This window comes from Streptomyces sp. ICC1, assembly GCF_003287935.1.
Taxonomy (GTDB): domain Bacteria; phylum Actinomycetota; class Actinomycetes; order Streptomycetales; family Streptomycetaceae; genus Streptomyces; species Streptomyces tritrimontium.
The window spans coordinates 3,264,672-3,291,645 of record NZ_CP030287.1 but is presented as its reverse complement, the minus strand read 5'-3'; the positions used below and the strand labels follow the sequence as shown (position 1 = coordinate 3,291,645).

The window sequence follows — 26,974 nt, the reverse complement described above, 5'->3', positions numbered from 1 at the left end:
GCTACGCCGAGCCCTGCGCGGCCGCGAGCAGTTCCTCCGCGTGCGCCCGCGCCGACGCCGAGTCCTCGTGGCCGGCCAGCATCCGCGACAGCTCGCGGATGCGGTCCTCGCCCTCCAGGACGGTGACGCCGCTCCTCGTCACGGAGCCGTCGCTGGTCTTCTCGACCAGCAGTTGGCGGTCCGCGAAGGCCGCCACCTGCGGCAGGTGGGTGACGACCACGACCTGCGCCGACTTGGCCAGTTTCGCGAGCCGCCGCCCGACCTCGATGGCCGCCTTGCCGCCGACGCCCGCGTCGACCTCGTCGAAGAGGTAGGTCGGCACCGGGTCGGAGCCCGCGAAGACGACCTCGACGGCCAGCATCACCCGCGACAGCTCACCGCCCGACGCGCCCTTGGCGATCGGCCGCGGCTGGGCCCCGGGGTGCGGGGCCAGCAGCAGTTCGACCTCGTCGGTGCCCGAGGGCCCGTAGGCGACGAGCCGCCCGCCGACCTCGACCCCGTCGGGGTCCTCGGTCTGCCGGATGTCGATGGTGACCCGTGCGTGCGGCATCGCCAGCGAGGCCAGCTCCTCGGTGACCGCCGACGCGAAGCGGGTCGCCGCCTCGCTCCGGGCATCGGTCAACGCCTGGGCCAGGGAGGAGAGTTCCATCCGCAGCCCGTCGCGTTCCGCGGTCAGTTCGCCGATCCGCCCGTCGTCGCCGTCCAGCTCCAGCAGCCGTACGGATCCCCGCTCGGCCCACTCCAGTACGGAGTCCACCGTGTGCTGCGCGGAGCCGTTCCGCGCGGAGCCGTACTTGCGGGTCAGCTGGGTCAGCGCCGCGCGCCGCTCCTCCACGGCCGCCAGCCGCAGCGGGTCGGCGTCCAGGTCGTCCGCGTAGCCGGCCAGTTCCCCGGCCACGTCCCCGAGCAGGATGCCCAGCTCCCCGATCCGCTCGGCGAGCGCGCCGAGCGCCGGGTCGTGGGAGCGTACGGATTCCAGTGCGCGGTGCGCCCCGGCGACGAGCGCGCCCGCGTCGACGCCCTCGGGGTCCTCCACGTTGCCGGCGAGGGCCGCGTGCGCGACCTGGGCCGCCGAGGACAGGGATTCGGCGTGGCCGAGGCGTTCCGCCTCCGCGGCCAGCTCGACGTCCTCGCCGGCGACCGGCTCGACGGCGTTGATCTCGTCGAGCCCGAAGCGCAGCAGATCGGCCTCCTGGGCGCGTTCCCTGGCCCGGGTGGTGATCTCCTCCAGCTCTCCGGCGACCGCGCGCAGCCGCCGGTGGGCGGCGGCGTACTTCTCCAGCGGGACGGCGACCGCGTCGCCCGCGTACCGGTCGAGGGCCTGGCGCTGCCGGGCCGGCCGGAGCAGGCCCTGCTGGTCGGTCTGGCCGTGGACGGCGACGAGGTCTTCGGCGAGTTCGGCGAGCAGGCCGACGGGTACGGAGCGGCCGCCGACGTGGGCGCGCGAGCGGCCCTCGGCGGAGACGGTCCGGCTGATCAGCAGGGCGCCGTCGTCGAGCTCGGCGCCGGCTTCCTCGGCGCGCAGCGCGGCGGGGGCGTCCGGGCGCATGACGATGCGTCCTTCGACGACCGCCGCCTTGGCCCCGATCCGCACCAGCGCGGGGTCGGCCCGCCCGCCGAGCAGCAGCCCGAGGCTGGTGACGACCATGGTCTTGCCCGCGCCGGTCTCGCCGGTCACCGCGGTGAAACCGGGCGACAGCTCGACCACCGCGTCGTCGATGACCCCGAGCGACCGTATCCGCATCTCCTCAAGCACGGGACGACGATACCGAGGTTTCACGGGTGCCATGTGACGTCACCCGCCCAGACCCGGTCGAACAATCATGCTATTTACGTACACCCGAGGTACGGAGCCGGTGCGACGCCCGGCGCCCTCCCGCTCCACGGCCCTAGTGCGGCGCCCCGCGCCACCCGGACACCGGCAGCGCGAACTTCGCGACGAGCCGGTCCGTGAACGAGGCGTGGTGCAGCCGCGCGAGCCGGACCGGCACCGTCCCCCGCCGGACCTCCACCCGGGCCCCGGCGGGCAGTTCCACCGTCCGGCGCCCGTCGCACCACAGCACCCCGTGCGGGGTCCCGGTCTGCACCTCCACCGCCAGCACCGAGTCCGGCGAGGTCACCAGCGGCTTCGCGAACAGCGCGTGCGCGCTGATCGGCACCATCAGCAGCGCCTCGACCTCCGGCCAGACCACCGGCCCGCCGGCCGAGAAGGCGTACGCCGTCGAGCCCGTCGGCGTCGCGCAGACGATCCCGTCACACCCGAAGCCGGACACCGGGCGCCCGTCGATCTCCAGGACCACCTCGAGCATCCGCTCCGGGGACACCTTCTGGACGGCCGCCTCGTTCAGCGCCCAGTCCCGGTGCAGGACGTCACCGTTGGTCCGCACGACCACATCGAGGGTCATCCGCTCCTCGACCTCGTACTCCCGCGTCACGACCCGGTCCACGACCTTGTCCAGATCGTCCCGCTCGGCCTCCGCGAGGAACCCCACCCGGCCCAGGTTGACGCCGAGCATCGGCACGCCCGAGCCCCGCGCGAACTCCGCGCCGCGCAGCAGGGTCCCGTCACCGCCCAGCACGATCAGCAGCTCGCACCCGTCGAGCACCTCCGGCGTGCACTCGGCCACCAGCTCCACCTCGGGCGGCAGCGGCAGGTCCACCGCCTCGTGCCGCAGCACCCGTACGCCCAGACCGCTGCGCAGCAGCCCCTGTACGACCAGCTCGGCGCTGCGGATGGCCGCCGGCCGCCCGGTGTGCGCGAGCAGGAAGACGGTCCGCGCCCCCGCCTCCCCCGACGGTGCCGCTTCCCCCGACTGCGCCGATTCCCCCGACATACTGCTCATTGCGGCCCCTCCGCCACTGCACGGTCAACATCCGCCGGGTCGAGTGCCGGTGCCCCCGCCCGCAGCCACAGAAAATACTCGACGTTGCCCGAGGGGCCCGGGAGCGGGCTCGCCGTCACCCCGACCACGCCCAGGCCCAGCTTCCAGGCCTGCGCCGCGACGTCCCGCACGGCCTGCGCCCGCAGCTCCGTACTGCGCACCACGCCGCCGCTGCCGAGGCGGTCCTTGCCCACCTCGAACTGCGGCTTGACCATCAGCACCAGGTCCGCGTCCGGCGCGCAGCAGCGTACGAGCGCCGGCAGCACCAGGCCGATCGAGATGAAGGACAGGTCGCCGACGACCAGGTCGACGGGAACCCCGTCGAGCTGCTCGACGGTCAGCTCGCGCACGTTCGTACGGTCCTTGACGGTGACCCGGTCGTCGCTCTGCAGCGACCAGGCGAGCTGCCCGTAGCCGACGTCGACGGCCATCACGTGGGTGACCCCCGCGCGCAGCAGCACGTCGGTGAAGCCCCCGGTCGACGCGCCCGCGTCCAGCGCCCGGCGGCCCTCGACGAGCAGCCCCTGCGGTTGGAAGGCCGCGAGGGCGCCCGCCAGTTTGTGGCCGCCCCGGGAGACGTAGTCGGGGTCGTCGTCGTCCTTGAGCACGACGAGGGCCGCGCTGGTCTCGACCTGGGTGGCCGCCTTCGTCGCCGTACTGCCGCCCACCGTGACCCGGCCGGCGGCGATCAGCTGCGCGGCGTGCTCGCGCGAGCGGGCCATGCTGCGGCGTACCAGTTCGGCGTCCAGGCGGCGGCGTGCCACTCCTGCCACGTTCGGTTCAGCTCCTGTTTTCGTCACGACGGGGGCCGGTGGGCGCGTCCAGCGCGGTCAGCGCGGAGCGCAGCCCCCTGTGCACATCCTCGTACACCTCGAGGTGTCCGTCCGCCGGGAGGTGGTCCGCGTCCGCCAGCCGCTCCAGCCCCGCGTCCACCCCGGCGTGCCCGGTGGCCGTGCGTACGACGCCCAGCGCGGCCGGCGCGGCCTCCGCGGGCGGCGCGGGCGGATCCTGCGGGGCGTCGGGCACTTCGTCGCTCATGCCCCCGACGCTACCCCGTAGCGCGCCGCGACCACGCACGGCTCTGCGGTACGGTCGTGATCACGATGGCTACGATCGAGGAGTGCCGTGCGGCACTCGACCAACTCTCCGACAACCTGGCGCGGGCCGAAGGCGACGTGCGCGGTGCGACCGCGCTCGACCGCTCGCTGAGCTGCCACATCACCGACCTGGACCGGACGTTCGCGGGCCGCCTCGACGGAGGCCGGATCCGGGTGGACGCGGTGGCCCCGGGGCCGCCGCCCGCCAAGGCCGCGATCCGGCTCGCCATGACCGGCGACGACCTGGTCGCGCTGGTGGCGGGCGAGCTCAAGTTCGCCAAGGCCTGGGCCTGCGGCCGCATCCGCCTGGAGGCGGGCTTCCGCGACCTCCTGAAGCTCAAAAGCCTCCTGTAGCGATCGCCGCCTCCGGCCCGCCGAACCCAGCCCCGGGAGACGTCCCGCACCGGCTACTCGGCGTGAGCCACCACCCGCGCCCGGGCCGCCCGCGCCGCCCGCGCGGCGGGAACCACCAGCGGCGTCCCCGTCTCCGGGTCGGCGATGACCTGGCACCGCAGCCCGAACACCCGCTCCACCAGCTCCGCCGTGACCACCTCCGCCGGCGGCCCCTCCGTGACGACCCTCCCGTCCCGCATCGCGATCAGGTGGGTCGCGTACCGGGCCGCGTGGTTCAGATCGTGCAGCACCGCGACCAGCGTCCGCCCCTGCTCCTCGTGGAGCTCCGCGCACAGGTCCAGCACGTCGAGCTGGTGCTGGATGTCGAGGTAGGTCGTCGGCTCGTCCAGCAGCAGCAGCGGGGTCTGCTGCGCCAGCGCCATCGCGATCCACACCCGCTGGCGCTGCCCGCCCGAGAGCTCGTCCACGGCCCGGTCGGCGAGCTCGGCGACCCCGGTCGAGGCCATCGACTCGTTCACGATCCGCTCGTCCTGCTCCGACCACTGCCGCAGCAGCCCCTGGTGCGGGTAGCGGCCGCGCGACACCAGGTCGCTGACCGTGATCCCGTCGGGTGCGATCGAGGACTGCGGCAGCAGGCCCAGCGTCTTGGCGACCTTCTTCGCCGGCATCGACCCGATGGCCTGCCCGTCCAGCAGCACCCGCCCCTGCGAGGGCTTCAGCATCCGCGACAGGGCGCGCAGCAGGGTGGACTTGCCGCAGGCGTTGGGCCCGACGATCACGGTGAAGGAGTTGTCCGGGACCTCCACCGACAGGTTCTCGGCGATGACCCGCCGGTCGTAGCCGAGGGTCACGTTCTCCGCGGTCAGCCGCTGCACTTGCCTGCTCCTCTGGTTGCCCATGGTCCTCCGGTCCCTCATATGCGGCCCGCCTTGCGCTCGGTGACGAGCAGCCAGAGCAGGTAGACGCCGCCGACCAGGCCCGTCACCACCCCCACCGGCAGCTGGTCGGCGCCGAAGGCCCGTTGCGAGGCCCAGTCGGACACCAGCAGCAGGAGTGCGCCCATCAGCGCGCCGGTCAGCAGGCTCGCCCCGGGCGAGCGGGTCAGCCGGCGCGCGAGCTGCGGCGCGGCGAGCGCGACGAAGTTGATCGGCCCGGCCGCGGCGCCGGCCGCGGTGGTGAGCAGGATCGCCGCCACCATCAGGAGCAGCCGGGTCCGCTCCACCCGCACCCCGACGGCGTACGCGGCGTCGTCGCCCATCTCGATCATCCGCAGCGCCCGGCTCTGGCCGAGGACCAGCGGGAACAGCACCGCGCAGGTCGCGAGCAGCGGCCAGACCTGGGACCAGTCCCGGCCGGCCAGCGAGCCGGTCAGCCAGACCATCGCACGGGTGGCCTCGACGAGCTGCGCCTTCGTCAGCAGGTACTGGATGACGGCGATCAGCATCGCGGAGGTGCCGATGCCGACGAGGACCAGCCGGTAGCCGTGGATGCCCTGCTTGTACGCGAGCAGGTACACGGCGATCCCGGCCGCCAGCCCGCCCACCAGGGCCCCGACGGCCACCTCGCCGGCGCCGCCGTGGAAGAGCACGATGACGAGCACCGCGCCGACGGCTGATCCGTAGCCGAAGCCGAGTACGTCCGGCGATCCGAGCGGATTGCGCGAGACCGACTGGAAGACGGCGCCGGACATGCCGAGGGCCGCGCCCACCAGGACGGCGACCACGACCCGCGGCAGCCGCAGGTCGTTGATGATGAACGCGTGGGCGGGCGTCCCGTTGCCCAGCAGGGTCTGTACGACGTCCCAGGGGGCGATGTCGAAGTCGCCGGTCCCGATGAGCAGGACGGCGGTCGCCAGCGCGAGCACCAGGAGGAGCGCGCCCACGCCCAGCGCCCGCCGCTCCACCCGCAGCGAGATCCCGCCCGGCAGGTGCAGCGGCCGGGGCCCGGTGCGGCCCGTCCGGCCCGTCCGGCCGCTGCGCGCCTCGACGGGTGCGTCGGTCACTGTCACAGCTGGGCCATCCTCTTGCGCCGGACGAGGTGGATGAAGACGGGTCCGCCGATGAGGGCGGTGACGATGCCGACCTGGAGTTCGGCGGGCCGGGTGACGACCCGGCCGATGACGTCGGCGCCGAGCAGCAGCACGGGCGAGAGCACGGCGGAGTACGCGAGCACCCAGCGCATGTCCGGTCCGGTGAACACCCGTACGAGGTGCGGGATCATCAGGCCCACGAAGGCGATCGGCCCGCAGGCGGCGGTCGCGGCCCCGCAGAGCAGGGTGATGGCGGTCATCGCGCCGATCCGGGTCCGCGTCAGGTTCGCGCCGAGCGCCCGCGCGGTGTCGTCGCCCATCGCCATGGCGTTGAGCGGCCGGCCCAGCGTGAGCGCGAGCACGGCCCCGACCACCAGGAAGGGCGCCACCTGCTGGACGGTCTCCATGGTGGCGGAGGCCAGCGAGCCGACCGTCCAGAAGCGGAGCTTGTCCAGTGCCTTGCTGTCCATCAGCTGCACGGCGTTGACGTAGCCGACGAGGGCCGCGCCGGCCGCCGTACCGGCGAGCGCGAGGCGCACGGGGGTGGCGCTGCGGCTGCCGCCGAGCACGTACACGACGACGGAGACGACGGCGGCGCCGAGGAAGGCCCACCACACGAACTCGCTCAGCGAGTCGGCGCCGAAGAAGCTGATGGCCGATACGACGGCGGCCGCGGCCCCCGCGTTGACGCCGAGGAGGCCGGGCTCCGCCAGCGGGTTGCGGGTCAGCGCCTGCATCACGGCGCCGGACAGGCCGAGGCCGAGGCCGACGAGCACGCCGAGGAGGGTGCGCGGGACCCGCAGGTCCCGCACCACGACGTCCGAGGCCGTCCCCGAGTAGTGGAACAGGCCGTGCCAGACCTCGTGGAGGGGCATCTGCTTGGCGCCGACGGCGATGCTCGCCACCGCGATCAGCGCGAGCACGCCGAAGGCGGCCAGCAGGCCGGCGGCTCTCGCGCCGTGGCGCGGGCGGGGGGCGGCGGCCGACGGCGCGCTCTGATCAGGGGGAATCTCGATCAACACGAAGGTTAGGTTAGCCTACCCTGACTCTCACTCGGCCCCCGCTCGGCCCCCGAACGACCTCCGAGCGGCCCTCGGAGCGGCCCTCCAAGCGGCTCTCCGCGCGGCCCTCGGCGCGGCCTCCGCCCCGGCTCCGGCAGCCCTTACAGCCCCAGCCTGGCCAGCGCCTTCCCCGCGTCCAGCCCGCACGACCCCTCGCCGGCGTGCGTCCAGGCCGCCGCGCACAGCGCCCGCAGCCCGTCGATCGCGTCGCCCCCGTCGATCGCGTCACTCTCCCCGTCCGCGTTGACGTCCTCGCCGCGCAGCTCCAGTACGCCGTCCACCGCGACCGCGGTCCAGCGCCCGCAGCCGAAGCCGCCGCCGTCGGCCGCCACCACCTCCGGCTGCCCCGTCAGCATGCCCCGCAGGTCCCGGTCCACGTACGTCGGCCGGTACTTCGGCTCGGCCCGCAGCAGTTGCGCCCCGTCGGTGACCCCGGTCAGCACGAGCAGCGAGTCCACCTCCCCGTTGAAGGCACCCTCGATGTCGGTGTCCAGCCGGTCCCCGACCACCAGCGGCCGCTTCGCCCCGGTCCGCAGCACCGTCTCGCGGTGCATCGGGGGCAGCGGCTTGCCCGCCACCTGCGGTTCGGCGCCCGTGGCGATCCGTACGACCTCCACCGCGGCCCCGTTGCCCGGCGCGATCCCCCGCGCCCCCGGAATCGTCAGGTCGGTGTTCGAGGCGTACCACGGCACCCCGCGGTTGATCGCGTACGAGGCCTCCGCGAACCGCCCCCACGGCAGGTCGGGGCCGCCGTACCCCTGGACCACGGCCGCGAGCCCCTCCTCCTCGGCGGACTCCACCGGCACCAGCCCGCGCTCGCGCAGCGCGACCCGCAGCCCCTCGCCGCCGATCACCAGCACCTTGGAGCCCGGCTCCACCTGTTCGGCGATCAGGCGGGCCACCGCCTGCGCGGAGGTGATCACCTCGGCCGCCTCCGTGGGGATCCCCAGCTCACCCAGGTGTTCCGCGACCGCGTCCGGGGTGCGCAGCGCGTTGTTCGTGACGTACGCCAGGTGCATCCCGTCGGCCCGCGCCGCGGCGAGCGACTCCACGGCGTGCGCGATGGCCTCGCCGCCCGCGTACACCACCCCGTCGAGGTCCAGCAGGGCCGTGTCGTACGCCTGGTGCAGATTCCGCGCACTGCCCGCGGGACTGGTCCTGCTCTGCCGGGTCTGCCGGGTCATGGTGTCCGCTCCTCCTGGGGCCCCTCCCAGCGGCGGCTGGGAGGGGATCGATCTTGTCCGGTTTCCGTACTCCCCCCGATCATCCCGCATCGCGAGACGGGTCTTACGATTCACCAATGACCACATCTGGCACCGCGGACCACGGACTGCGCCTGATCCCGTTCCATGGCCTGCGCTATGTCCCCGAGCGTGTCGGCAGCCTGGCCGCCGTCACCTCGCCGCCGTACGACGTGGTCGTGCGCCCCGACGGACTCAACCACCTCGAGTCCGCCGACCCGCACAACATCGTCCGCCTGATCCTTCCGCAGGCCGACACCCCCGACGCGCGCAACCTGCAGGCGGCGCACACCCTGCGCGACTGGCTCGCCGAGGGCATCCTCAGCGCCGACCCGGAGCCCGCGCTCTACGTCTACGAGCAGCGCAAGGGCGGTCTGCTGCAGCGCGGCATCATCGGCGCCCTCGCCCTGTCCGCCGCCGACGCCGGCATCGTCCTGCCCCACGAGGACGTCATGCCCCACGTGGTCACCGACCGGGCCGGCCTGATGCGGGCCACCTCGGCCAACCTCGAGCCGCTCCTCCTCACCTACCTCGGCGACGATCCGGCGGCGGGCGCGGCGTCGGTCGTCGAGCGCACCTCGCGGAGCGCCCCGCTGTTCGCCACCACCACGGAGGACGGCTTCCGGCACCGGCTGTGGGCCGTCACCGACCCCGCCGACCTGGCGGCGATCACCGCCGACCTGGGCCGGCGCCAGGCCCTGATCGCCGACGGGCACCACCGCTGGGCGACGTACCTGCACCTCCAGGAGGAGCACGGCTCCCCCACCGCATGGGATTTCGGCCTGGTCCTGCTCGTGGACACGGCCCGCTATCCGCTCCAGGTCCGCGCCATCCACCGGATGCTCCGCCGCCTGCCGCTCGCTGAGGCCCTGGCCTCCCTGAACGGCCACTTCCGGGTCCGCGCGGTCGACGGCCCGCTGCCGCTGGCGATGGAGGCCCTGGACGACGCCGCCGAGCGAGGCAACGCCTTCCTCCTGGCCGGCGACGGCACCTTCCACCTGGTCACCGATCCCGACCCGGCACTCATCGAGCGCACGGTCCGCCACGACCGCCCGGAGGCCTGGCGCCGGCTGGACGCCACCGTGCTCCACGCGACCCTGCTGGACACCCTCTGGGACATCCCCGACACCCCCGACCAGATCACGTACATCCACGACACCGAGGCCACCGTCGAGATGGCCGAGCGCAACGGCGGCACGGCCGTCCTGCTGCATCCCGTACGGGAGGCGATCGTCCGCGAGTTGGCCCGCCAGGGCGTGACGATGCCCCGCAAGTCCACCTCCTTCGGTCCGAAACCGGCCACCGGCCTGGTCCTGCGCAGCCTGGACTGACGGGGCCGGCCGGCCGTACCTGTGGATACGAAAAAGGGCGGTACCCCCGGTGGGGTACCGCCCTTCTCAGTTCACTCAGGCCTTGTCGCGGGCCTGGTCCTCATCGCGGTCGTCCTCGTCCTCGTCCTCGTCCAGGACGACGATCTCGTCGGTGGCGTCGGCATCGGCGTCGCCCTCGTACTCGTCGTCGTCCTCGTCGTAGTACTCGGCCTGGTCGGTGGCACGCTCCGCCGCGCGGACCTCGGGGTCGTCCGAGTCCTCGTCGTCCTCGTCGATGTCGAGGTCTTCCTCGACTTCGGCCTCGTCGTCGGCGGAGGCGTCGACGAACTCGACACCGTCCAGCTCGGCGAGCCGGTCGGAGGCGTCCGTGGCCCCGTCCTTGTCGGCCTCGAGGGTCTTGGCGAACCACTCGCGCGCCTCGTCCTCACGGCCGGCCGCCAGCAGGGCGTCCGCGTAGGCGTACCGCAGGCGCGCGGTCCACGGCTGCACGGAGCTGGAGGCCAGCTCCGGGCTCTGCAGGGTCACGATGGCCGCGTCGAGCTGGTCCATGTCGCGCCGGGCACCGGCGGCGACCAGACGCATCTCGACCTGGCCGGCCTTGTCCAGCTTCTGCACCTCGGGCTCGCCGGCCATGGCCAGCGCCCGCTCCGGACGGCCGAGGCCGCGCTCGCAGTCGGCGATGACGGGCCACAGCTCGACCGAACCGGTCATCCGCTTGGCGGCGCGGAACTCCGCGATCGCCTCGGCGTACTTCTGCGTGGCGTACGCGGCGAAGCCGGCGGCCTCGCGCACGGCGGCGACACGGGAGGCCAGACGCAGGGCGATGCGCGAGTACGCGTACGCCTGCTCCGGGTCCTCGTCGATCAGCCGGGCCACCATGACCAGGTTCTTGGAGACTTCCTCGGCCAGACCCTTCGGCAGGCTCAGCAGCTCCTGGCGAACGTCGGAGTCGATCTCGAAGCCGGTGACGTCGTCGTCGATCGGAAGCCGCTTGACCGGGTCCCGGTCCGCGCGGAAGTCACGGTCGCCACCACGGTCGTCACGGCCGCGGAAACCGCCGCGGTCGCCGCCGCGGTCATCGCGACGCGGGTAGGACGGACGGTCGCCGCCACGGTCGTCGCGACCGCCGCGGAACCCACCGCGGTCGTCATCACGACGGGGGTAGCTCGGACGGTCGCCACGGTCGTTCCCGCGGAAGCCACCACCGGTCGGACGGTCGCCGGAGGGACGGTCGCCGGAGGGGCGGTCGTCACGACGCGGGTAGGACGGACGGTCCCCACCGCGGTCGTCGTCACGGCGCGGGTACGAGGGGCGGTCGCCGCGGTCGTTGCCGCGGAAGCCACCACCGGTGGGGCGGTCGCCACGGTCGTTGCCACGGAAGCCGCCGCCGGTGGGACGGTCGCCGGAGGGACGGTCGTCACGACGCGGGTAGGACGGACGGTCGCCGCCACGGTCGTCGCGACCGCCGCGGAACCCACCGCGGTCGTCATCACGACGGGGGTAGCTCGGACGGTCGCCACGGTCGTTCCCGCGGAAGCCACCACCGGTGGGGCGGTCGCCGCCACGGTCGTCACGGCGCGGGAAGGAGGGACGGTCGCCGCCGCCACCCGAGGGACGGCCACCGCGGTCGTCGTCACGGCGCGGGTACGAGGGGCGGTCGCCACGGTCGTTGCCGCGGAAGCCACCACCAGTGGGACGGTCGCCGCGGTCGTTCCCACGGAAGCCACCACCGGTCGGACGGTCGCCGGAGGGACGGTCGTCACGACGCGGGTAGGACGGACGGTCGCCGCCACGGTCGTCACGGCCGCCGCGGAACCCACCGCGGTCGTCATCACGACGGGGGTAGCTCGGACGGTCGCCGGAGGGACGGTCATCGCGACGCGGGAAGGACGGACGGTCGCCACGGTCGTTGCCGCGGAAGCCACCACCAGTGGGACGGTCGCCGCGGTCGTTCCCACGGAAGCCACCACCGGTGGGGCGGTCGCCGCCACGGTCGTCACGGCGCGGGAAGGAGGGACGGTCGCCGCCGCCACCCGAAGGACGGCCACCGCGGTCGTCATCACGACGGGGGTAGCTCGGACGGTCGCCGGAGGGACGGTCGTCACGACGCGGGAAGGACGGACGGTCGCCACGGTCGTTGCCGCGGAAGCCACCACCAGTGGGACGGTCGCCACGGTCGTTCCCACGGAAGCCACCACCCGAGGGGCGGTCACCGCGGTCGTTGCCGCGGAAGCCACCACCAGTGGGACGGTCGCCACGGTCGTTCCCACGGAAGCCACCACCCGAGGGGCGGTCACCGCGGTCGTTGCCGCGGAAGCCACCACCGGACGGACGGTCGCCGCCACGGTCATCGCGACGCGGGAAGGAGGGACGGTCGCCGCCGCCACCACCCGAAGGACGGCCACCGCGGTCGTCGTCACGGCGCGGGTACGAGGGACGGTCGCCACCGCGGTCGTCACGACCACGGAAGCCGCCGCCGCCGGCACCGGCGCCGGTCGGACGGCCGCCACGGTCGTCACGGCGGAAACCGCCGCCGGCGCCGCCGCCACCGGTCGGCCGGTCACCACGGTCATCACGACGGAACGGCGGACGGTCGCCGCCACGGTCGTCACGGCCCCCGCGGTAGCCGCCCCTGTCACCGCCGTCGTTGCGCCGAGGCTCGCGCTCCGGACGATCGTCGGGAGAGTTGGACATGGGTGTGACTCCTGTCTTCGGGGTACCGCTAGTCATTCTCGCGCAACCAACCCATGGCCGCGCTTCGGCGTAAAGATCTGGAAAAACAAAAAGGACCCCTGCTCCAGCGTTGAACGCTGGACCAGAGGTCCTTTGAAAAATTGTTCGGCGGTGTCCTACTCTCCCACAGGGTCCCCCCTGCAGTACCATCGGCGCTGAAAGGCTTAGCTTCCGGGTTCGGAATGTAACCGGGCGTTTCCCTAACGCTATGACCACCGAAACCCTAATCGGTTTCGAGCGAACAAGCACACTTTGTAGTTATGTTCTAGCTCTAGAAACCAGCAACGGTTCGTTGCTTCAGAACTAACACAGTGGACGCGAGCAACTGAGGACAAGCCCTCGGCCTATTAGTACCAGTCAGCTCCACCCGTTACCGGGCTTCCACATCTGGCCTATCAACCCAGTCGTCTACTGGGAGCCTTCCCCCCGCGCTCCACCCCTGCACCACGGACGGGTCCAGCTCGGGGACCGGCGGGAGGAGGCGTACGGCACCGGCTTCGACGGCCATCGGTGTTCCCCTGTTCGTCCGCTGCGGCGCGTGCTCCCGCCCCACCCCGGATCGGCGGCGGCACGGACTGGCAGCACGGACTGTACGGGAGCGGCCGCCCCCGGAGGTCGGCCTTCGGCCAGGCTCCGCGGCGCCCCGCACACCCTGCGCGAGCCGTTCGCCCGGCCCCCGCTCCGCCGGACGGGTGTACCGGCGGCCCGCCTCCAGGCCCCGGTGGGAGCCGGGCCGTTGGATGGGTGGTTCGGGGGATCGTGGTCAGGGGCCGGGAGGCGCGATCGAGGCAGCGCCGGTCGCGAGGAGTGGACATGCCGTTCGCGGACGAGGGGCTGCGGGCCGGCCTGCGCAGGGCCGAAGCCGGCATGCTGCTGCCGGCACTGCTGGTCGGCGCGGGGGCCGGGCTGGGTGCGGTGGCCTTCCGCTGGCTCATCGAGGTCGTCACCCTCGTGCTGTCCGGACACGACGACTACTCCTCGGCCGGCCACGCCGACAACCCGTACGTGCCCTGGCTCGGACCGTACTTCGTCCTGCTCGCGCCCGTCGTCGCCGGCGCGATCTACGGGCCCCTCGTCTACCGCTACGCCAAGGAGGCGCGCGGCCACGGCGTACCCGAGGTCATGTACGCGGTCGCACGTACAGGCGGCCGCATCCCGGCCCGGGTCGCCGTGGTGAAGTCGGTCGCGTCCGCGCTGTGCATCGGCGGCGGCGGCTCGGTGGGCCGCGAGGGCCCCATCGTGCAGATCGGGTCCGCCCTCGGGTCCACCGCCGGATCGATCCTGCGCATGGGCGAGGACCGGGTCCGGCTGCTGGTCGCCTGCGGCGCGGCCGGCGGCATCGCCGCGACCTTCAACGCCCCCCTGGCCGGCGTGTTCTTCGCGATGGAGCTGATCCTGCGCGACTTCACGGCCCGGGGCTTCGCCTTCGTGGCCGTCTCCTCGGTCACCGCCGCCGTGATCGGCCGCTCGGTCCTCGGCGACGAACGGTTCCTGGACCTCGCGCCGCTCGGCGTGGAACACCTGGCCTCGTACGCCCTGTACGTGCTGCTCGGCGCGCTCGCCGGGATCGTCGGCGTGGTCTTCACCAAGGTGCTCTACGGGGTGGAGGACATCTGCGACGCGGTGTGGCGCGGCCCGGAATGGCTGCGCCCCGCGGCCGGCGGCATCCTGCTGGGCGCGATCCTGCTCGCGCTGCCCGAGATGTACGGGGTCGGCTACCCGGTCCTCGGCAAGGCCGCGGTGGGCGGGTACGCGGTCGGATTCCTGCTGGTACTGCTCGTCGGCAAGATCATCGCCTGCAGCGTCACCATCGGCATCGGCGGCTCGGGCGGGGTCTTCGCGCCCAGCCTCTTCGTCGGCTCGATGCTCGGCAGCGCCTTCGGCCAGACCCTGGACCACGCCGTACCGGGGCTGACCGGCTCCGCCACGACCTACGCCGTGATCGGCATGGGCGCGGTCTTCGCCGGTTCGGCCCGCGCGCCGATCACCGCCGTCGTCATCATCTACGAGCTGACCGGCGAGTACGGCATCATCCTGCCGCTGATGGCCGCCGTCGCCATCGCCACCGGCGTCAGCCACGTCCTCAGCCGCGACACCGTCTACACGACCAAACTCCGGCGCCGCGGGGTCGACCTCGACCTGACCGGTCCGGCCGCCGTCGAGGTCCGGACCGCGATGGGACCGCCGCCGGCCGAGCTGGCACCCGGCACCGGCCTGCGCGCGGCGGTCACGGCGATGATCGAGGTGGGCGCCGGACGCCTGCCCGTCGTCGACGGGAACGGCCGCTACGAGGGCTCGGTCGGCGCCCTCGCCCTCTCCCGGGCCCTGCACGAGGGCCGGCCCGAGGGCGAGCCCATCGAGACGGTACGGGACCGCCCGCCCGCCCTGCTCGCCGGCCAGTCCCTGGAGGAGGCCCTGCCGCTGCTCGCGGCGAGCGACGGCGACGGCCTCCCGGTTCTCGACGAGGGCGGCCACCACCTCCTGGGCTGGATCACCCACCGCTCGGCGCTGGCCGCCCTGCACCCTCCGGCCTGACGGGTGTTCGGCTTGCCGGGTCCCGGGTCCCGGTTCTCGGACCTGACGGCTGGTCAGCGTGCGGGCCCGCCGCGGCGATCGCGGTCGGCGAGGCGGTCGCGCCAGGCGACCAGGAGGCGGAGCGGGGCTTCGGTGAGGTTCTCGTCGACGCCGTAGACCTTCCCCCGCTCGGCCTCGACCTCCTTTTCCACGAGGGCGAGGGCCTCGGCGATGTCGCCGTTCTCCTCCAGTGCCCTGGCCAGCGTGCTCCGCGTGTACCGGACCTCCCCTTTCCAGGCCGGACCGAGGGCCTCCTCCTCGGCGAGCAGGGCCCTCAGCCGCTCGATCCGGCCGGCCGTCTCCCCGCTCTCGCCCAGGAGTTCGGCGAGGCTCCGCCGCTGCCCGTGCGTCTCCCGGTCGTCGGCGCCCAGGAAGCGGGTCGTGTCCTCCAACAGGAGCCGCGCGTCGGCGATCGCTCCGGGCAGGTCACCGGTCTCACGGCGGTACCGGACGAGGCTCCGGCGCGCCCGCAGGGTGCCGGGGTGCCCCGGTCCGAACTCCGCGGTGCGGTCGTCCACCTCCGCCTCGGTGAGGACCAGGGCGTCGGCGGGGGAGCCCTCCCGGAAGAGCCAGAGCGCCAAGTGCTCCCGGGCCCGAAGGGTGTCCGGATGCCGGGAGCCCAGCTTCCGGGCCAGGTAGTCGATCTGCCGCTGGGCCCGCGACCCGGACAGGGAGTCCGGCCGCTGCCAGTGCCGGAACCGCCGGTTGACCAGCCAGGAACGGGGGGTGTGGCGACGGTGTGTCCTGTGCTCCTCCGTGCCCATGCCCGGTCCCCCGCTCGTCCGACGCCGTCAGTGGCCGTCCGTGGCCGTCCGTCGCAAGGATCCCGCAGCCCGGCGGGCGGGGGAAGACGGCGGCCGTCAGCCTGCGGTCTCGTAGCGGGCCGCCCGGTCCGAGACCTCCTTGAGTAGCGGGGCCAGCGAGTCGACCAGCTTCTGGTAGTCGCCGACCCGGCCGTCGGACCACTGGCCGAGCCCGACCGCCATGACCCGGCCCTGGCTCGTGAAGGACTGCACCATCCCGCTGTCGGGCGGGAGAACCCGCAGGCCGGAACCGCGCGGCGGGGCCTGCGCGCCCACCTGGTAGTCGTCGAAGGCCATCCCCAGCCGGGTCACCAGGCGTACGGCGTCCTCCGGGTCCCGCAGCGTGAACAGGGCCAGGTTGTACTGGTTGTCGCGCGCGTCCTTGTACAGGGCGACCTGCTCGCCGACGCAGCCCCGGCTGTCGTCGAGGGCGGCCGCGAGGGCCGGTCCGACCGAGTCGGGCTCGGTGCAGGACTTCAGCACGACCGCGCCGACCTTGGTGAAGGTGCCGCCCGCACCGTCCGAAACCTGCGCCGGGAACGCCTCGGACAGGGGGATCATCGGCCGATCGCCGGTCGGGGAGGAGGGCGCGGCCGATTTCGCGCCCGCTCGCCCTTCCGCCTCTGTCGAAGTCGGCGCGGTCACACCGGCGTCGAACGGCGAGCCGATGAACTTCAGGGCGACGAAGGCCAGTCCCGCCAGCAGCAGGACGGCCAGGGCGCCGCGGGGCCACCTCCGCTTGGGCGGGAGCGGTCCGGGGGCGGGCGCACTCGCGGCGTGCGCCTGGACGAAGGCATGCCATTCGTCCTCGTCCGGACCGTTCTGACCTGCGGGTATCTCATTTCCTTCGGACACGTTCGAACCCTAGTGATCAGCGCCGCCGGGTTGAAGACGTGAGGATCACGGACTGGTCACTATCCGGCGGCGGGAACGTGTTCCCGCATCCTGCGGATGATCTCGGTGCGCTGGCCGGCCCGGAGGGAGCCGGGGCAGGCGTGCCCGCCCCACGGGGCGCCGCCCATCGAGTGGGTGCCCAGGCCCGGCTGGTCCGGGCGCTCGCTGACCGCGGGCGGCCAGCCGTGCGCGCCGGCGCCCCAGGCGTAGATGCGGGCGACCGCGTCGACCTGGGCCTCGGTGAGCGCGCGGGTGGCGAAGCCGGAGGTCTCGACGGAGGTCCACGCGCCGTTGCCGTCGACCTGCGCCCAGGCGCGGTCGAGGACGGACACGTACTGTTCCGTCTCCCCGTCGCGCGAGACCCAGAAGTGGGCGGAGGCCTTGATCCCGGGGGCGGCGAACCGCTCGTACAAGGAGCCTTCACCCTCCTGCACGTGGAGGACGAGCCCGCGCTGCGCATCGCGCTCGCCGACGAGGTAGTTGCGCTCCAACGGCTTCCTGGCCACCCCCGGCATCCATCCGGAGGCGGGGGAGGCGGGGCGGGAGGCCTCGGACGGTCCCTTGCCGTCGCGGTCGTCGGCCGGCGGGCCGGGATCGCCGGGCCGGGCGGCCAGGAGGGCGCCGGCCGTCGCGGTGAGGAACAGTGCTCCGCCACCGGCCAGCAGGCGGCGCCGGCCGGGGGCCGGGAGGTCGGGCTTCCGGTGGTTCATGAGCGGTATCGAGCTTCCTGACGGTGCCTCGCAAAGGTGCCTCGTACGAGAGGAAGCGAGTCTTCATGGCCTTCATGATGAAGATTTGATCGCCAGATGATCGTTTGATGACAGTGCATGCGCTTCGTGCTGTGACGAATTGGTCATCTGGCGCACACCGCTCGCGCACATGGGACGCCGAGACTGGCGCTTGATCCAGAACGGCACGAGCAAGGCGGTGTACGGCATGACTGCGGTACCGGTGGAGGGCGGGACGCCCGACGCGGCGGAACGGGAACCGGATGCGGAAGGAGCGGTACCCGAGACCGTCGAGCCGACCGGACCGGCGGCAGGGGCGCCGGAGGCGCCTGGTGTGGCCGATGCGCCTGAGGCGGGCGAAGCGGCCGAGGCTGCCGAGGTGCCTGAAGTGGCCGAGGCGGGCGAGCCGGATGCGGCCGACGCGGTGACCCCGGCCCCCGTGTCCGCCTCGGAGCCGGAGCCGGAGCCGGAGCCCGAGTTGGAGCCGGAGCCGAAGGCGAAGCCCGTGCCCGCGCCCGCGTCGGACAGTGAGACCACCAGCAGGTTCATCGCGCTCAAGGCCTTGGACGAGGTCCCGCCGGTGCCGGCGCCCGTACCCCTGGTGCCCGTACCGCGGACGCCCGTACCGCCGGTGCCCGCGCCCGCGGCCGCGCCCGGGGGCACGGCCGAACAGCCGCTGCCCCCGCTCGACCTGCTCGCGCAGCTCACCAACACCCCGCCGCCGCCCGAGACGCCGAGCCGGACGGCGGCCCGCCGCGTCCGGATCTGGGTGCCGCTCTTCCTCCTCCTCGGCGTCGTACTCGCCGCCGTCCAGGTGCTGCGGCCGGTGCCCCCGACCGTGCTGGCCCAGGGGGACGCCCCGTCCGTCTTCACCCTCGACGGCCGCTTCGACGTGCCCTGGCCCGAGAAGGGCCAGGCCGCGGTGCGCGTCGGCGGCGCCGGCGACGTGGGGACCTTCGGAGAGCAGAAGCCCGTGCCGACGGCCAGCGTGGCCAAGGTGATGACGGCGTACGTGATCCTCAAGGGCCACCCGCTGAAGAAGGACGAGGCCGGTCCGCAGATCGCGATCGACGCGAAGGCGGTGGCGGACGGCACCGCGGAGAGCGAATCGCGCGTCGAGGGGCTGACGGTGGGAACCCGCTTCAGCCAGCAGGACATGCTCAAGATGCTGATGATCCCCTCGGGCAACAACATCGCGCGCCAGCTGGCCCGTTGGCACACCGGCAGCGATTCCGAGGCCGCGTTCGTGGAGAAGATGAACGCCGAGGCGCAGGCGCTCGGCATGACCTCCACCACCTACACGGACCCGAGCGGGCTGGACGCCAAGACCGTGAGCACCGCCGTCGACCAACTGAAGCTCGCCGAAGCCGTCATGGCGCTCGACGCCTTCCGGGCGATCGTCCAGCTGCCCAGCGCCACCATCCCCGGCCTCGCGAAGCCGCTCACCAACAACAACGGCAGCCTGCTCCTGTCCCCGCTGAGCATCAAGGGCATCAAGACCGGGTCCAGCACGCCGGCCGGCGGCACGCTGGTGTGGGCGGCGTACAAGACGGTGGGCGACAAGACCCCCCTGATCCTCGGCACGATGCTCGACCAGCACGTCACCGGCCCCGACCCCGACGGCTCCAACAGCCTGATCCTGGTCAAGGAGAACAGCAGGAAGGTCATCGAGGCCGTCCGCCAAGCCCTGACCTCGGCCCCCGTGGTCAAGAAGGGACAGGTCCTCGGCTACGTCGACGACGGGCTCGGGACCCGCACGCCGGTGGTGGCCACCCAGGACGCCGCTGCCGTCGCCGTGCCGGGGCAGCAGCTGGAACTGAGCGTGGCGGTCGGTGAGAAGGGCGTCCCGCACGAGGGGCGGGCCGGCACCGAGATCGGCGTGCTGACCATCGGCACCGGACCCGGCGCGCCGAAGGTCCCGGTGGCGCTGGGGACGGACCTGTCCGCACCGTCCTTCGGCGCGAAGCTCACGCGCCTCGGGTAAGAAGCAGCGGACCCCGGCCGGGACCCTGACCAGGGACCGGACCGGGGTCTGAGCCCGGACCGGGGTCTGAGCCGCGGGCCCGGCCGGGCGATCGGACCTACCGGCCGGCGACCGGCGAGACGGCGACGCAGCCGCCCGCCATGGCGGCTTCGCCGGCGGCCTCCTTGATGACCTTGCCCTGGTGGACGACCTTGCAGACCAGGTCGGCGGCGCCGTCGACCGAGAGGGGCGAGACGGCGGCGGGCATGATGCCGCGCAGGGTGACCGTCTTCTTCCACGGGAGGGCCGGCTTGTCCTCCGTGACGAGGTTCGGGGCCGTGGCCGTACCGCCTCCGTCGTGGAAGGAGATCGAGTCGACGCTCTTGCCGGTCACCTCGTAGGTGACCTCGTACGTCTCGCCCACGGCCTTGTCGACCTGGTTCACGGCCCGGTCCACGGCCTTGTCCTTCGCGCCTTCGGAACAGCCGGCGACGCCGAGGGTCAGGCCGGCGGCGGCCAGGACGCAGAAGGTGGAGTGGAGGAATCGGTTCATATGCGGAGGCTAAGATTAAAGAATCCGTAAAGTCAATTGCGATCATGCGAGAAGGCCGAAGGACCCGCAGGTGACGGGCCTTGCGGCCCGCGGTGCAGAAGGTGCCGGGAGTGCGGCGGGGCCGCCGCGGTGAGGCATGATCGGGGGATGTCTGATCGCATCATCGCCGCCTGTGACGGGGCGGCCAAGGGAAATCCCGGGCCGGCCGCATGGGCATGGGTCATCGCCGACGTCCACGGGCACCCCGAGCGCTGGGAGGCCGGACCGCTCGGACGGGCCACCAACAACGTGGGTGAACTGACCGCGCTGCAGAGGCTGCTGGAGGCGGTGGCCCCCGGCACGGCCGTGCAGGTGCGGATGGACTCCCAGTACGCCATGAAGGCCGTGACGCAGTGGCTCCCCGCCTGGAAGCGCAACGGCTGGAAGACGGCGGCCGGGAAGCCGGTGGCGAACCGGGAGCTCGTGGAGAGCATCGACGAGCTGCTGGCGGACCGCGACGTGGAGTTCCGGTACGTGCCCGCGCACCGCGAGGACGGCGACCACCTGAACGCGATCGCCGACCAGGAGGCCAGTGACGCGGCCGTCAGCCAGGAACCGGCCGGCACCGCACTGGGGCAGGCGTCCATGCCCGTCCCCGTGCCGGCCCGGGCCACTCCGGCCCGCAGCGCGCCCGCCCGTCGCGCGGCGGGCGGCGCTGTGGGCGCCGCCGCGAGCGGCACCGCGTCCGCCCGCAAGGCGGGGTCCGGGCGGGGGAGCGTGACCATCAAGGCGAAGTTCCCCGGGACGTGCCCGTGCGGCAAGCCGTACCCGGCCGGGGAGAAGATCACCAAGCTCGGTTCCCGCTGGGGCCATCCGGGCTGCGAGACCCCCGACACCGCCGACGCCGCGGCCGGGTGACCGGGCTGGCCGCGCGCCACCGCACCCTATGTAATCCTTTCGTTCGAAAGAAAACGTAAGTTTCGGCTTTCGCGCGCTACGCTGACCTCGACCAGGGACGCAGTCGAGGGGAGCTCCACCGTGCACGCTGAGGAACGACAGCAGGCGATCCTGCGACGGGTCCGCGAAGCGGGATCGATGCGCGTCACGGAGTTCGCGGGGGAGCTGGGCGTCTCCGTGGTGACGGTCCGCAAGGACGTCGAAGTCCTCGCGGAGCGCGGGCTGCTGGCCCGGGTGCACGGCGGCGCGATGCTGCCGGAGGACTGGGCCGAGACCGCGCCCGCCACGGCGCCCGCAGCCCCCGCGCCCGCCGCCGAGGCCGGCCGCGTGCGCGCGGCGGCGACCGGCGGGCGGCCGCTGACGCTCGGGCTGATCGTGCCGTCCTCGGCCTACTACTACCCCGAGGTGATCAAGGGGGCCCGGGAGGCGGCCGACGCCCTCGGCGTGCGGCTCACCCTCGCGGTGTCCACGTACGACGTGGACACCGAGAAGGCGCAGGCCGCGCGGATGGTCGCGGACGGTGCCGACGGCCTGCTGCTCGCCCCGTCCGCCCCGTCCGCCCCCTCTGTTCCCTCCGCCCCCTCTGCTGTCGGAGCCGAGGGCGGCCCCGGCGCCCCGTGGTACGAGGAGCTGGGGGTGCCCGTCGTGCTCGTGGAGCGGCGCCCCGAGCGGCACGCCTCCGCCTGCGAGCACGTGGGTACGGACCACGGCTACGGCGCCAGGCTGGCGGTACGCCACCTCCTGGACGCCGGGCGGCGCCGGATCGCCCTGGTGATGCGCGGCGGAACCCCCACCGCGCCCTGGATCAAGGAGGGGTACGACGCGGCGGTGGCCGAGGCGGGCCCCGAGGTGTCCGGACACGCGCTCTTCCTCGACCTCGCCGAGCACGACGCCGGCGAGGCCGCCTACGAGCGGGCGGTGGACGCGTTCATCGAGGGGGTGCGGGCCGGCCGGATCGACGCCGCGCTGGTCCATCCCGACCACGAGGCCGTGGTGCTGTCCCAGCGGCTGCGGAGCGCCTCGCTGTCCGTGCCGGGCGACGTGGCCCTGGTCTCCTACGACGACGAGGTGGCTTCGCTCGCGGATCTGCCGCTGAGCGCGGTGGCGCCGTCGAAGCACGAAGTGGGGGTCACGGGAGTGGAGTTGCTCGTCCGCAGGCTGCGGGAGCCCGGCCGGCCCCGGCGTCGGATCGCCATCCTCCCCGAGCTGCGGGTCCGCGCGTCCAGCGAAACTTAACCGTTACTTCGCTTTTCTTTCTCAAGCTTTGCTTTTCTATTGACTCGCTTCTTGTCTGGCCGAATGATGTGCATCACCTCGCCGCATCGACGGCTCGCATCTGAGGAGCAGAGCAGTGAAGCTCACTTCCCGTACCTCCCGCGTCGCCCTCGCCACCCTCTCACTGGCCCTGTTCGCCACCGCCTGCGGTGGGAGCGGGGGCGCCGCGTCCAAGGGCGAAGGCCCCAAGGCCGGATCCCCCAAGGAGCCGGTCAACCTGACCTATTGGGGCTGGACCGGCGGTGCCCAGCAGGTGGTGGACGCGTTCAACGCGTCCCACCCGGACATCAAGGTCACCTTCTCGGCCATCACCGGCGGACCGGACGGATACGCCAAGATCAGCAACGCGATCAAGGCCGGGAACGCCCCCGACGTCGCGGGCATCGAGTACCCGACCCTCCCGGAGTTCGTCAGCCAGGGCTTCCTGGAGGACATCAGCTCCCAGGCCGGCGCCACCGTGAAGGCGAAGTTCCCCCAAGGCGTCCAGGAGCGGGTGACGCTCGGCGGCAAGACCTGGGCCGTGCCGTACGACGCGACGCCGAACCTCCTCTACTACCGCAAGGACCTCTTCCAGAACGCGGGCGTCGAAGTCCCCAAGACCTGGGACGAGTACAAGGCGGCCGCCGAGAAGATCAAGGCCGCCGACAAGAACGTGCGCATCGGCGGGTGGGGCAACGACGACGCGCCGCTGCTGGCCGCGCTCTCCTGGCAGGCCGGCGCCAAGTGGTACGGCACCGAGGGCGACGGGTGGAAGGTCGCCATCAACGACGCGCCCTCGCAGAAGGTGGCGTCGTACTGGCAGGGCCTGGTCAAGGACGACCTGGTGATGAACCTGAAGATCAACGGCCCGGAGTTCGCCAAGGCCAAGGCCGACGGGGTCATGGCCAGCTTCATCGGCGCCTCCTGGAGCGCCGGCGGCACGATGACCGCCCTCGCCAAGGACTCGGGCAAGTGGGGCGTCGCCCCGCTGCCGAACTGGGGCACCCCGGCGACCGGCATGTTCGGCGGCACCAGCTACGCCGTCACCAAGGGCAGCAAGCACGTCAAGGAGGCCGCCGAGTTCGCCGCGTGGGCGGCCATCAGCCCCGAAGGCGTCAAGGCCCGCCTCAGCAGCCTGAAATCGCCGAGCAGCAGCCTGCCCGCCAGCCCCGAACTGCGCACGATCGCCGCCGCGGCCTTCGACGACAAGGGCTTCTTCGGCGGTGACGACGTCTACAAGATCGCCGGTGCCCAGGTCGACACCATCGTCCCGGGCTGGGTCTGGGGCCCCGTGCAGACCGCGACCAACACCGCCATCCAGGACGCCGGGCAGAAGGGCAGCCTGACCGAGGGACTCGCGGCAGGCCAGAAGGCCGCCGAGGAGGCCATCAAGGGCCGGGGTCTCAACCTCGCGAAGTAGGGAGCCGTCGGGGCCGGCCCGGTCGGGCCGGCCCCGCCCGCCCCTTCCGCTTCCCCTGCGTTCCTCCGCCCATCCGTCCTTCCGCAGCGCACCACCAAGGAGCCCAAGGTGGCAGCACCACTCACTCGTTCCGCGCGCGGCGCCGAGCGTCGAGCCGCGCACAGGCCCGGCCAGGGCAAGGCCGTGGTGGTCTTCCTCGCCCCGTTCTTCCTGCTCTTCGCCGCCGTCCTGATCCTGCCCGTCGGTTACGCGGCGTGGATGAGCTTCTTCTCGGAGCGCTCCTCCGGTCTCGGCTTCGGCGGCACCGAACGGGTCTTCAGCGGGCTCGGGAACTACACGAAGGCGCTGAGCGATCACGGTTTCACGTCCTCGTTCCTGCACGTGGCCGCGTACTGCGCCCTCTACATCCCCGTGATGATCGGCACCGCGCTCGCCCTGGCCCTGCTGGTCGACTCGGCGGCGGCCAAGGCCAAGCGCCTCGTGCAGTTCGCCGTCTTCATGCCGCACGCGGTGCCCGGGCTGATCGCGGCGGTCATCTGGATCTACCTCTACACCCCCGGCCTGAGTCCGGTCCTGGAGTGGATCGATGCGGCCGGCGGGCACTGGGACTTCTTCGCCGAGGGGAGCGTCCTGCCTTCCCTGGTGAACGTCGCGGCCTGGCAGTGGATCGGCTACAACATGATCATCTTCTTCGCCGCCCTGCAGGCCGTGCCCCGCGAGGTCATCGAGGCCGCCGTCATGGACGGCGCGGGAGGAGTGCGCGTCGCCCTCCGGATCAAGCTGCCGATGATCCGCTCCGCGGTCTTCCTCACCCTCCTGTTCACCTGCGTCGGCGTCGTCCAGATCTTCAGCGAGCCGATGCTCCTCTCCCAGCGGGCCGGCTCGATGGGCTCGGACTGGTCTCCGATGATGTTCATCTACAAGGCGGCGTTCGAGCGGCACGACTACGGTCTCGCCTCCTCCGCCTCCCTCCTGATGGCCCTCGTCGCGGGCACCCTCTCCTACGTCGTCACCCGGATCGGAAAGCGAGGCGGTTCGGCATGAGCACACGGACGGTCCCTTCGGCGTCGTCCGCGGACGCCCCTCCCGGCCCCGGAGCCGCCACCGCGCTCGGCGCCGCCGGCGCGGGCACCCCGGCGGAGCGCAAGGCCGGACCCGGCCCCGAAGACCGGCGGAGCCGGCCGCGCGACAAGAGGCGCCAGCGCGGGGGAACGGCCTCCAAGGTCGCGGTCAACGGCGTGCTCCTGGTGGCGGTCCTCTACACCCTCATGCCGCTGACCTGGCTGCTGATCGCGGCCACCAAGAACCACGCGGACCTCTTCGGGACGGCCGGCTTCAGCTTCGGCGCGTTCCACCTCTTCGACAACCTCGAAGCCGTGTTCACCTACGACGACGGCATCTTCGGGCGCTGGCTGCTCAACAGCGTCCTCTACTCGGTCGTCGGATCGCTCGCGTCCTCGCTGATCAGCGTCGCCGCCGGCTACTGCTTCGACAAGTACGAGTTCCGCGGCAAGGGCGCCCTCTTCGGCCTGATCCTGATCGGCACGCTCGTACCCGGCGTCGTCATCACGCTCCCGCAGTACCTGCTCGCCTCCGAGGTCGGCATCGTCAACACCTACTGGGCGATCCTCGTCCCGTCGCTCGTGAACCCCTTCGGCGTCTACCTGGCCCGGGTCTTCTCCGAAGGCTACGTACCCGGCGAGGTCCTGGAGGCCGCCCGCATCGACGGGGCGAGCGAGATCCGCGTCTTCCGCTCGATCTCGCTGCCGATGCTCCTGCCCGGCTTCATGACCCTCTTCCTCTTCTCCTTCACCGCCAGCTGGAACAACTTCTTCGGCCCGCTGGTCATGCTCAACGACCACCACCTGTACCCGGCGGTGCTCGGCATCTACAACTGGAACCAACTCGTCGTCCAGAACCCGGAGCTGTACTCGCTCGCGATCACCGGATCCCTGGTGACCGTCATCCCGCTCGCCATCGCCTTCATCGGCCTGCAGCGGTTCTGGCGCTCGGGCCTCTCGGCGGGAGCAGTGAAATGACCAGTCCCGAACCGGCCGGCGGCCGTGAAACGGCAGGCCGTACGCACCTCCGCAAGCCCCGCACCGTCCTCGCCATGGACCACGAGACCAAGACGGCCCTGCTGGACGGGCCGATCCTGGCCCGCCTCGGCGCCACCGCCCGCCTCGACCCCGCACTCCTCGTGACCGACTTCTCCGCGGCCGACCCCGCGCGGCTGCGCGACACGGAGGTCCTCCTCACCGGCTGGGGCTGCCCGCCCCTCAGCGAGCGGGCGCTCGAACTCCTGCCGGCCCTGCGGGCGGTGGTGCACACCGCCGGCACCGTGAAGGGGATGATGACGGAGGCCGCCTGGCGGCGCGGACTGTCCGTCACCAGCGCGGCCGAGGCCAACGCCCGGCCCGTGGCCGAGTTCACCGTCGCCGCGATCGTCTTCGCCAACAAGCGGGTCCTCACCACCGCGCGGGCCTACCGCGAGGCGCGCAGCCAGCTGAACCCCCTCGCCCTGTACCCCGGGATCGGCAACTACCGCAGGACCATCGGCATCGTCGGTGCCTCGCGCATCGGCCGCCGCGTCATCGAACTCCTGCGCTCCTACGACGCCCACGTGCTGGTCCACGACCCGTACCTGGAACCGGGCGAAGCCAAGGCCCTGGGGGTCGAACCGGTGGGCCTGGACGAGCTGATGGCCCGCGCCGACGTGGTCAGCGTCCACGCCCCGCAGACCCCCGAGACCCGCCACCTGCTCGACGCCGGACGCCTCGCGCTGATGCGCGACGGCGCGACCCTCGTCAACACCGCGCGCGGATCGCTCGTCGACACGGACGCGCTCACGGCGGAACTGCTCTCCGGCCGCCTGCACGCCGTGCTCGACGTCACCCACCCCGACGTACTGCCCGCGGGTTCCCCGCTGTACGACCTGCCCAACGTGCTGCTCACCCCGCACATAGCCGGCTCCCTCGGCAACGAACTGGGCCGGCTCGCGACGTGCGCGGCCGAGGAACTGGAGCGGTACGCCCGGGGACTCCCCTTCGCCCACGCCGTCCACCCGGCGAGCCTCGCCCACTCGGCCTGAACGCCCGCCGCCGCCCCAGGAAAGCGCCCC

23 protein-coding genes, 1 rRNA gene and 1 pseudogene are annotated in these 26,974 nt (G+C 72.8%); 10 read left to right on the top strand and 15 right to left on the bottom strand.

All coding sequences use genetic code 11. The features are described 5' to 3' along the window. Window position 1: 1 nt before the first annotated feature. From recN to DRB96_RS15610, 4 genes are all read right to left on the bottom strand, one after another. Window positions 2-1,744, bottom strand: coding sequence for a DNA repair protein RecN (recN, locus tag DRB96_RS15625; RefSeq protein ID WP_204358035.1), 1,743 nt, complete (start codon window positions 1,742-1,744; stop codon window positions 2-4). A gap of 145 nt (window positions 1,745-1,889) precedes the next feature. After that, on the bottom strand, window positions 1,890-2,834 hold the full coding sequence (locus DRB96_RS15620; protein WP_112449012.1) for an NAD kinase: 945 nt from the start codon (window positions 2,832-2,834) through the stop codon (window positions 1,890-1,892). 5 nt (window positions 2,835-2,839) lie between these two features. Continuing rightward, on the bottom strand, window positions 2,840-3,655 hold the full coding sequence (locus DRB96_RS15615; protein ID WP_112449011.1) for a TlyA family RNA methyltransferase: 816 nt from the start codon (window positions 3,653-3,655) through the stop codon (window positions 2,840-2,842). A gap of 7 nt (window positions 3,656-3,662) precedes the next feature. Next, on the bottom strand, window positions 3,663-3,920 hold the full coding sequence (locus DRB96_RS15610; protein WP_112449010.1) for a hypothetical protein: 258 nt from the start codon (window positions 3,918-3,920) through the stop codon (window positions 3,663-3,665). A 65-nt stretch (window positions 3,921-3,985) separates the two neighbouring features. Between DRB96_RS15610 and DRB96_RS15605 the strand changes: the two genes are divergently transcribed. After that, the gene (locus DRB96_RS15605) at window positions 3,986-4,333 is read left to right on the top strand and encodes a sterol-binding protein (RefSeq protein ID WP_112453451.1); all 348 of its coding nucleotides are present in this window, start codon (window positions 3,986-3,988) and stop codon (window positions 4,331-4,333) included. 53 nt (window positions 4,334-4,386) lie between these two features. Here the strand turns inward: DRB96_RS15605 and DRB96_RS15600 are convergent, their stop codons facing one another. The 4 genes from DRB96_RS15600 to DRB96_RS15585 all read right to left on the bottom strand — a co-directional run bounded on the left by DRB96_RS15600 (window position 4,387) and on the right by DRB96_RS15585 (window position 8,607). Further along, entirely contained in the window at window positions 4,387-5,250 is an 864-nt protein-coding gene (locus DRB96_RS15600) for an ABC transporter ATP-binding protein (protein WP_204357738.1), read from the bottom strand. After that, window positions 5,247-6,266 (bottom strand): iron chelate uptake ABC transporter family permease subunit, encoded by a 1,020-nt coding sequence (locus tag DRB96_RS15595; RefSeq protein ID WP_239516896.1) that lies wholly within the window; start codon window positions 6,264-6,266, stop codon window positions 5,247-5,249. Before DRB96_RS15595 ends, DRB96_RS15600 begins: the two co-directional genes overlap by 4 nt. Before the next feature lie 71 nt (window positions 6,267-6,337). Further along, complete coding sequence (locus DRB96_RS15590) at window positions 6,338-7,384, bottom strand: iron chelate uptake ABC transporter family permease subunit (RefSeq protein WP_204357737.1); 1,047 nt, start codon at window positions 7,382-7,384, stop codon at window positions 6,338-6,340. A gap of 140 nt (window positions 7,385-7,524) precedes the next feature. After that, window positions 7,525-8,607, bottom strand: coding sequence for an HAD-IIA family hydrolase (locus DRB96_RS15585; protein ID WP_112449006.1), 1,083 nt, complete (start codon window positions 8,605-8,607; stop codon window positions 7,525-7,527). Between the two features lie 116 nt (window positions 8,608-8,723). Between DRB96_RS15585 and DRB96_RS15580 the strand changes: the two genes are divergently transcribed. Further along, on the top strand, window positions 8,724-9,995 hold the full coding sequence (locus DRB96_RS15580; protein WP_204357736.1) for a DUF1015 domain-containing protein: 1,272 nt from the start codon (window positions 8,724-8,726) through the stop codon (window positions 9,993-9,995). A 75-nt stretch (window positions 9,996-10,070) separates the two neighbouring features. Here DRB96_RS15580 and DRB96_RS15575 read toward each other — a convergent pair whose 3' ends face one another. From DRB96_RS15575 to rrf, 3 genes and pseudogenes are all read right to left on the bottom strand, one after another. Continuing rightward, on the bottom strand, window positions 10,071-10,922 hold the full coding sequence (locus DRB96_RS15575; RefSeq protein WP_204358034.1) for a tetratricopeptide repeat protein: 852 nt from the start codon (window positions 10,920-10,922) through the stop codon (window positions 10,071-10,073). A gap of 351 nt (window positions 10,923-11,273) precedes the next feature. After that, window positions 11,274-12,725: pseudogene (locus DRB96_RS42975) on the bottom strand (hypothetical protein); the annotation flags it as partial. A gap of 106 nt (window positions 12,726-12,831) precedes the next feature. Further along, window positions 12,832-12,948 (bottom strand): 5S ribosomal RNA (gene rrf, locus DRB96_RS15565). A gap of 593 nt (window positions 12,949-13,541) precedes the next feature. Here rrf and DRB96_RS15560 point away from each other — a divergent pair. Continuing rightward, the gene (locus DRB96_RS15560; RefSeq protein WP_112449005.1) at window positions 13,542-15,263 is read left to right on the top strand and encodes a chloride channel protein; all 1,722 of its coding nucleotides are present in this window, start codon (window positions 13,542-13,544) and stop codon (window positions 15,261-15,263) included. Window positions 15,264-15,316: 53 nt separating this feature from the next. Here the strand turns inward: DRB96_RS15560 and DRB96_RS15555 are convergent, their stop codons facing one another. The 3 genes from DRB96_RS15555 to DRB96_RS15545 form a co-directional block, all read right to left on the bottom strand. Then, window positions 15,317-16,066, bottom strand: a complete 750-nt coding sequence (locus tag DRB96_RS15555; protein ID WP_112449004.1) for a hypothetical protein — start codon at window positions 16,064-16,066, stop codon at window positions 15,317-15,319. A 96-nt stretch (window positions 16,067-16,162) separates the two neighbouring features. Next, entirely contained in the window at window positions 16,163-16,960 is a 798-nt protein-coding gene (locus tag DRB96_RS15550; RefSeq protein WP_112449003.1) for a hypothetical protein, read from the bottom strand. A gap of 59 nt (window positions 16,961-17,019) precedes the next feature. Further along, on the bottom strand, window positions 17,020-17,709 hold the full coding sequence (locus tag DRB96_RS15545; RefSeq protein WP_239516155.1) for an N-acetylmuramoyl-L-alanine amidase: 690 nt from the start codon (window positions 17,707-17,709) through the stop codon (window positions 17,020-17,022). Between the two features lie 352 nt (window positions 17,710-18,061). Between DRB96_RS15545 and DRB96_RS15540 the strand changes: the two genes are divergently transcribed. Beyond that, window positions 18,062-19,711 carry a D-alanyl-D-alanine carboxypeptidase gene (locus DRB96_RS15540; protein WP_239516154.1) on the top strand — a complete coding sequence of 550 codons (1,650 nt, stop codon included), beginning with the start codon at window positions 18,062-18,064 and terminating at the stop codon, window positions 19,709-19,711. Between the two features lie 97 nt (window positions 19,712-19,808). Here the strand turns inward: DRB96_RS15540 and DRB96_RS15535 are convergent, their stop codons facing one another. Then, a complete protein-coding gene (locus tag DRB96_RS15535; RefSeq protein WP_112449002.1) occupies window positions 19,809-20,243 on the bottom strand; it encodes an MmpS family transport accessory protein in 435 nt (144 codons plus the stop codon). 147 nt (window positions 20,244-20,390) lie between these two features. Here DRB96_RS15535 and DRB96_RS15530 point away from each other — a divergent pair, with 147 nt between their 5' ends. From DRB96_RS15530 to DRB96_RS15505, 6 genes are all read left to right on the top strand, one after another. Then, window positions 20,391-21,140, top strand: a complete 750-nt coding sequence (locus DRB96_RS15530; RefSeq protein WP_112449001.1) for a ribonuclease H — start codon at window positions 20,391-20,393, stop codon at window positions 21,138-21,140. 120 nt (window positions 21,141-21,260) lie between these two features. Next, window positions 21,261-22,415, top strand: a complete 1,155-nt coding sequence (locus tag DRB96_RS15525) for a substrate-binding domain-containing protein (RefSeq protein WP_162689073.1) — start codon at window positions 21,261-21,263, stop codon at window positions 22,413-22,415. A 115-nt stretch (window positions 22,416-22,530) separates the two neighbouring features. Continuing rightward, window positions 22,531-23,853: an extracellular solute-binding protein gene (locus DRB96_RS15520; RefSeq protein ID WP_112448999.1), complete on the top strand. Its 1,323-nt coding sequence runs from the start codon at window positions 22,531-22,533 to the stop codon at window positions 23,851-23,853. Window positions 23,854-23,961: 108 nt separating this feature from the next. Next, the gene (locus DRB96_RS15515) at window positions 23,962-24,897 is read left to right on the top strand and encodes a sugar ABC transporter permease (protein ID WP_239516381.1); all 936 of its coding nucleotides are present in this window, start codon (window positions 23,962-23,964) and stop codon (window positions 24,895-24,897) included. A 224-nt stretch (window positions 24,898-25,121) separates the two neighbouring features. Next, the gene (locus tag DRB96_RS15510; protein ID WP_239516882.1) at window positions 25,122-25,892 is read left to right on the top strand and encodes a carbohydrate ABC transporter permease; all 771 of its coding nucleotides are present in this window, start codon (window positions 25,122-25,124) and stop codon (window positions 25,890-25,892) included. 74 nt (window positions 25,893-25,966) lie between these two features. Continuing rightward, window positions 25,967-26,944, top strand: coding sequence for a hydroxyacid dehydrogenase (locus tag DRB96_RS15505; protein ID WP_112453445.1), 978 nt, complete (start codon window positions 25,967-25,969; stop codon window positions 26,942-26,944). Window positions 26,945-26,974 lie beyond the last annotated feature (30 nt).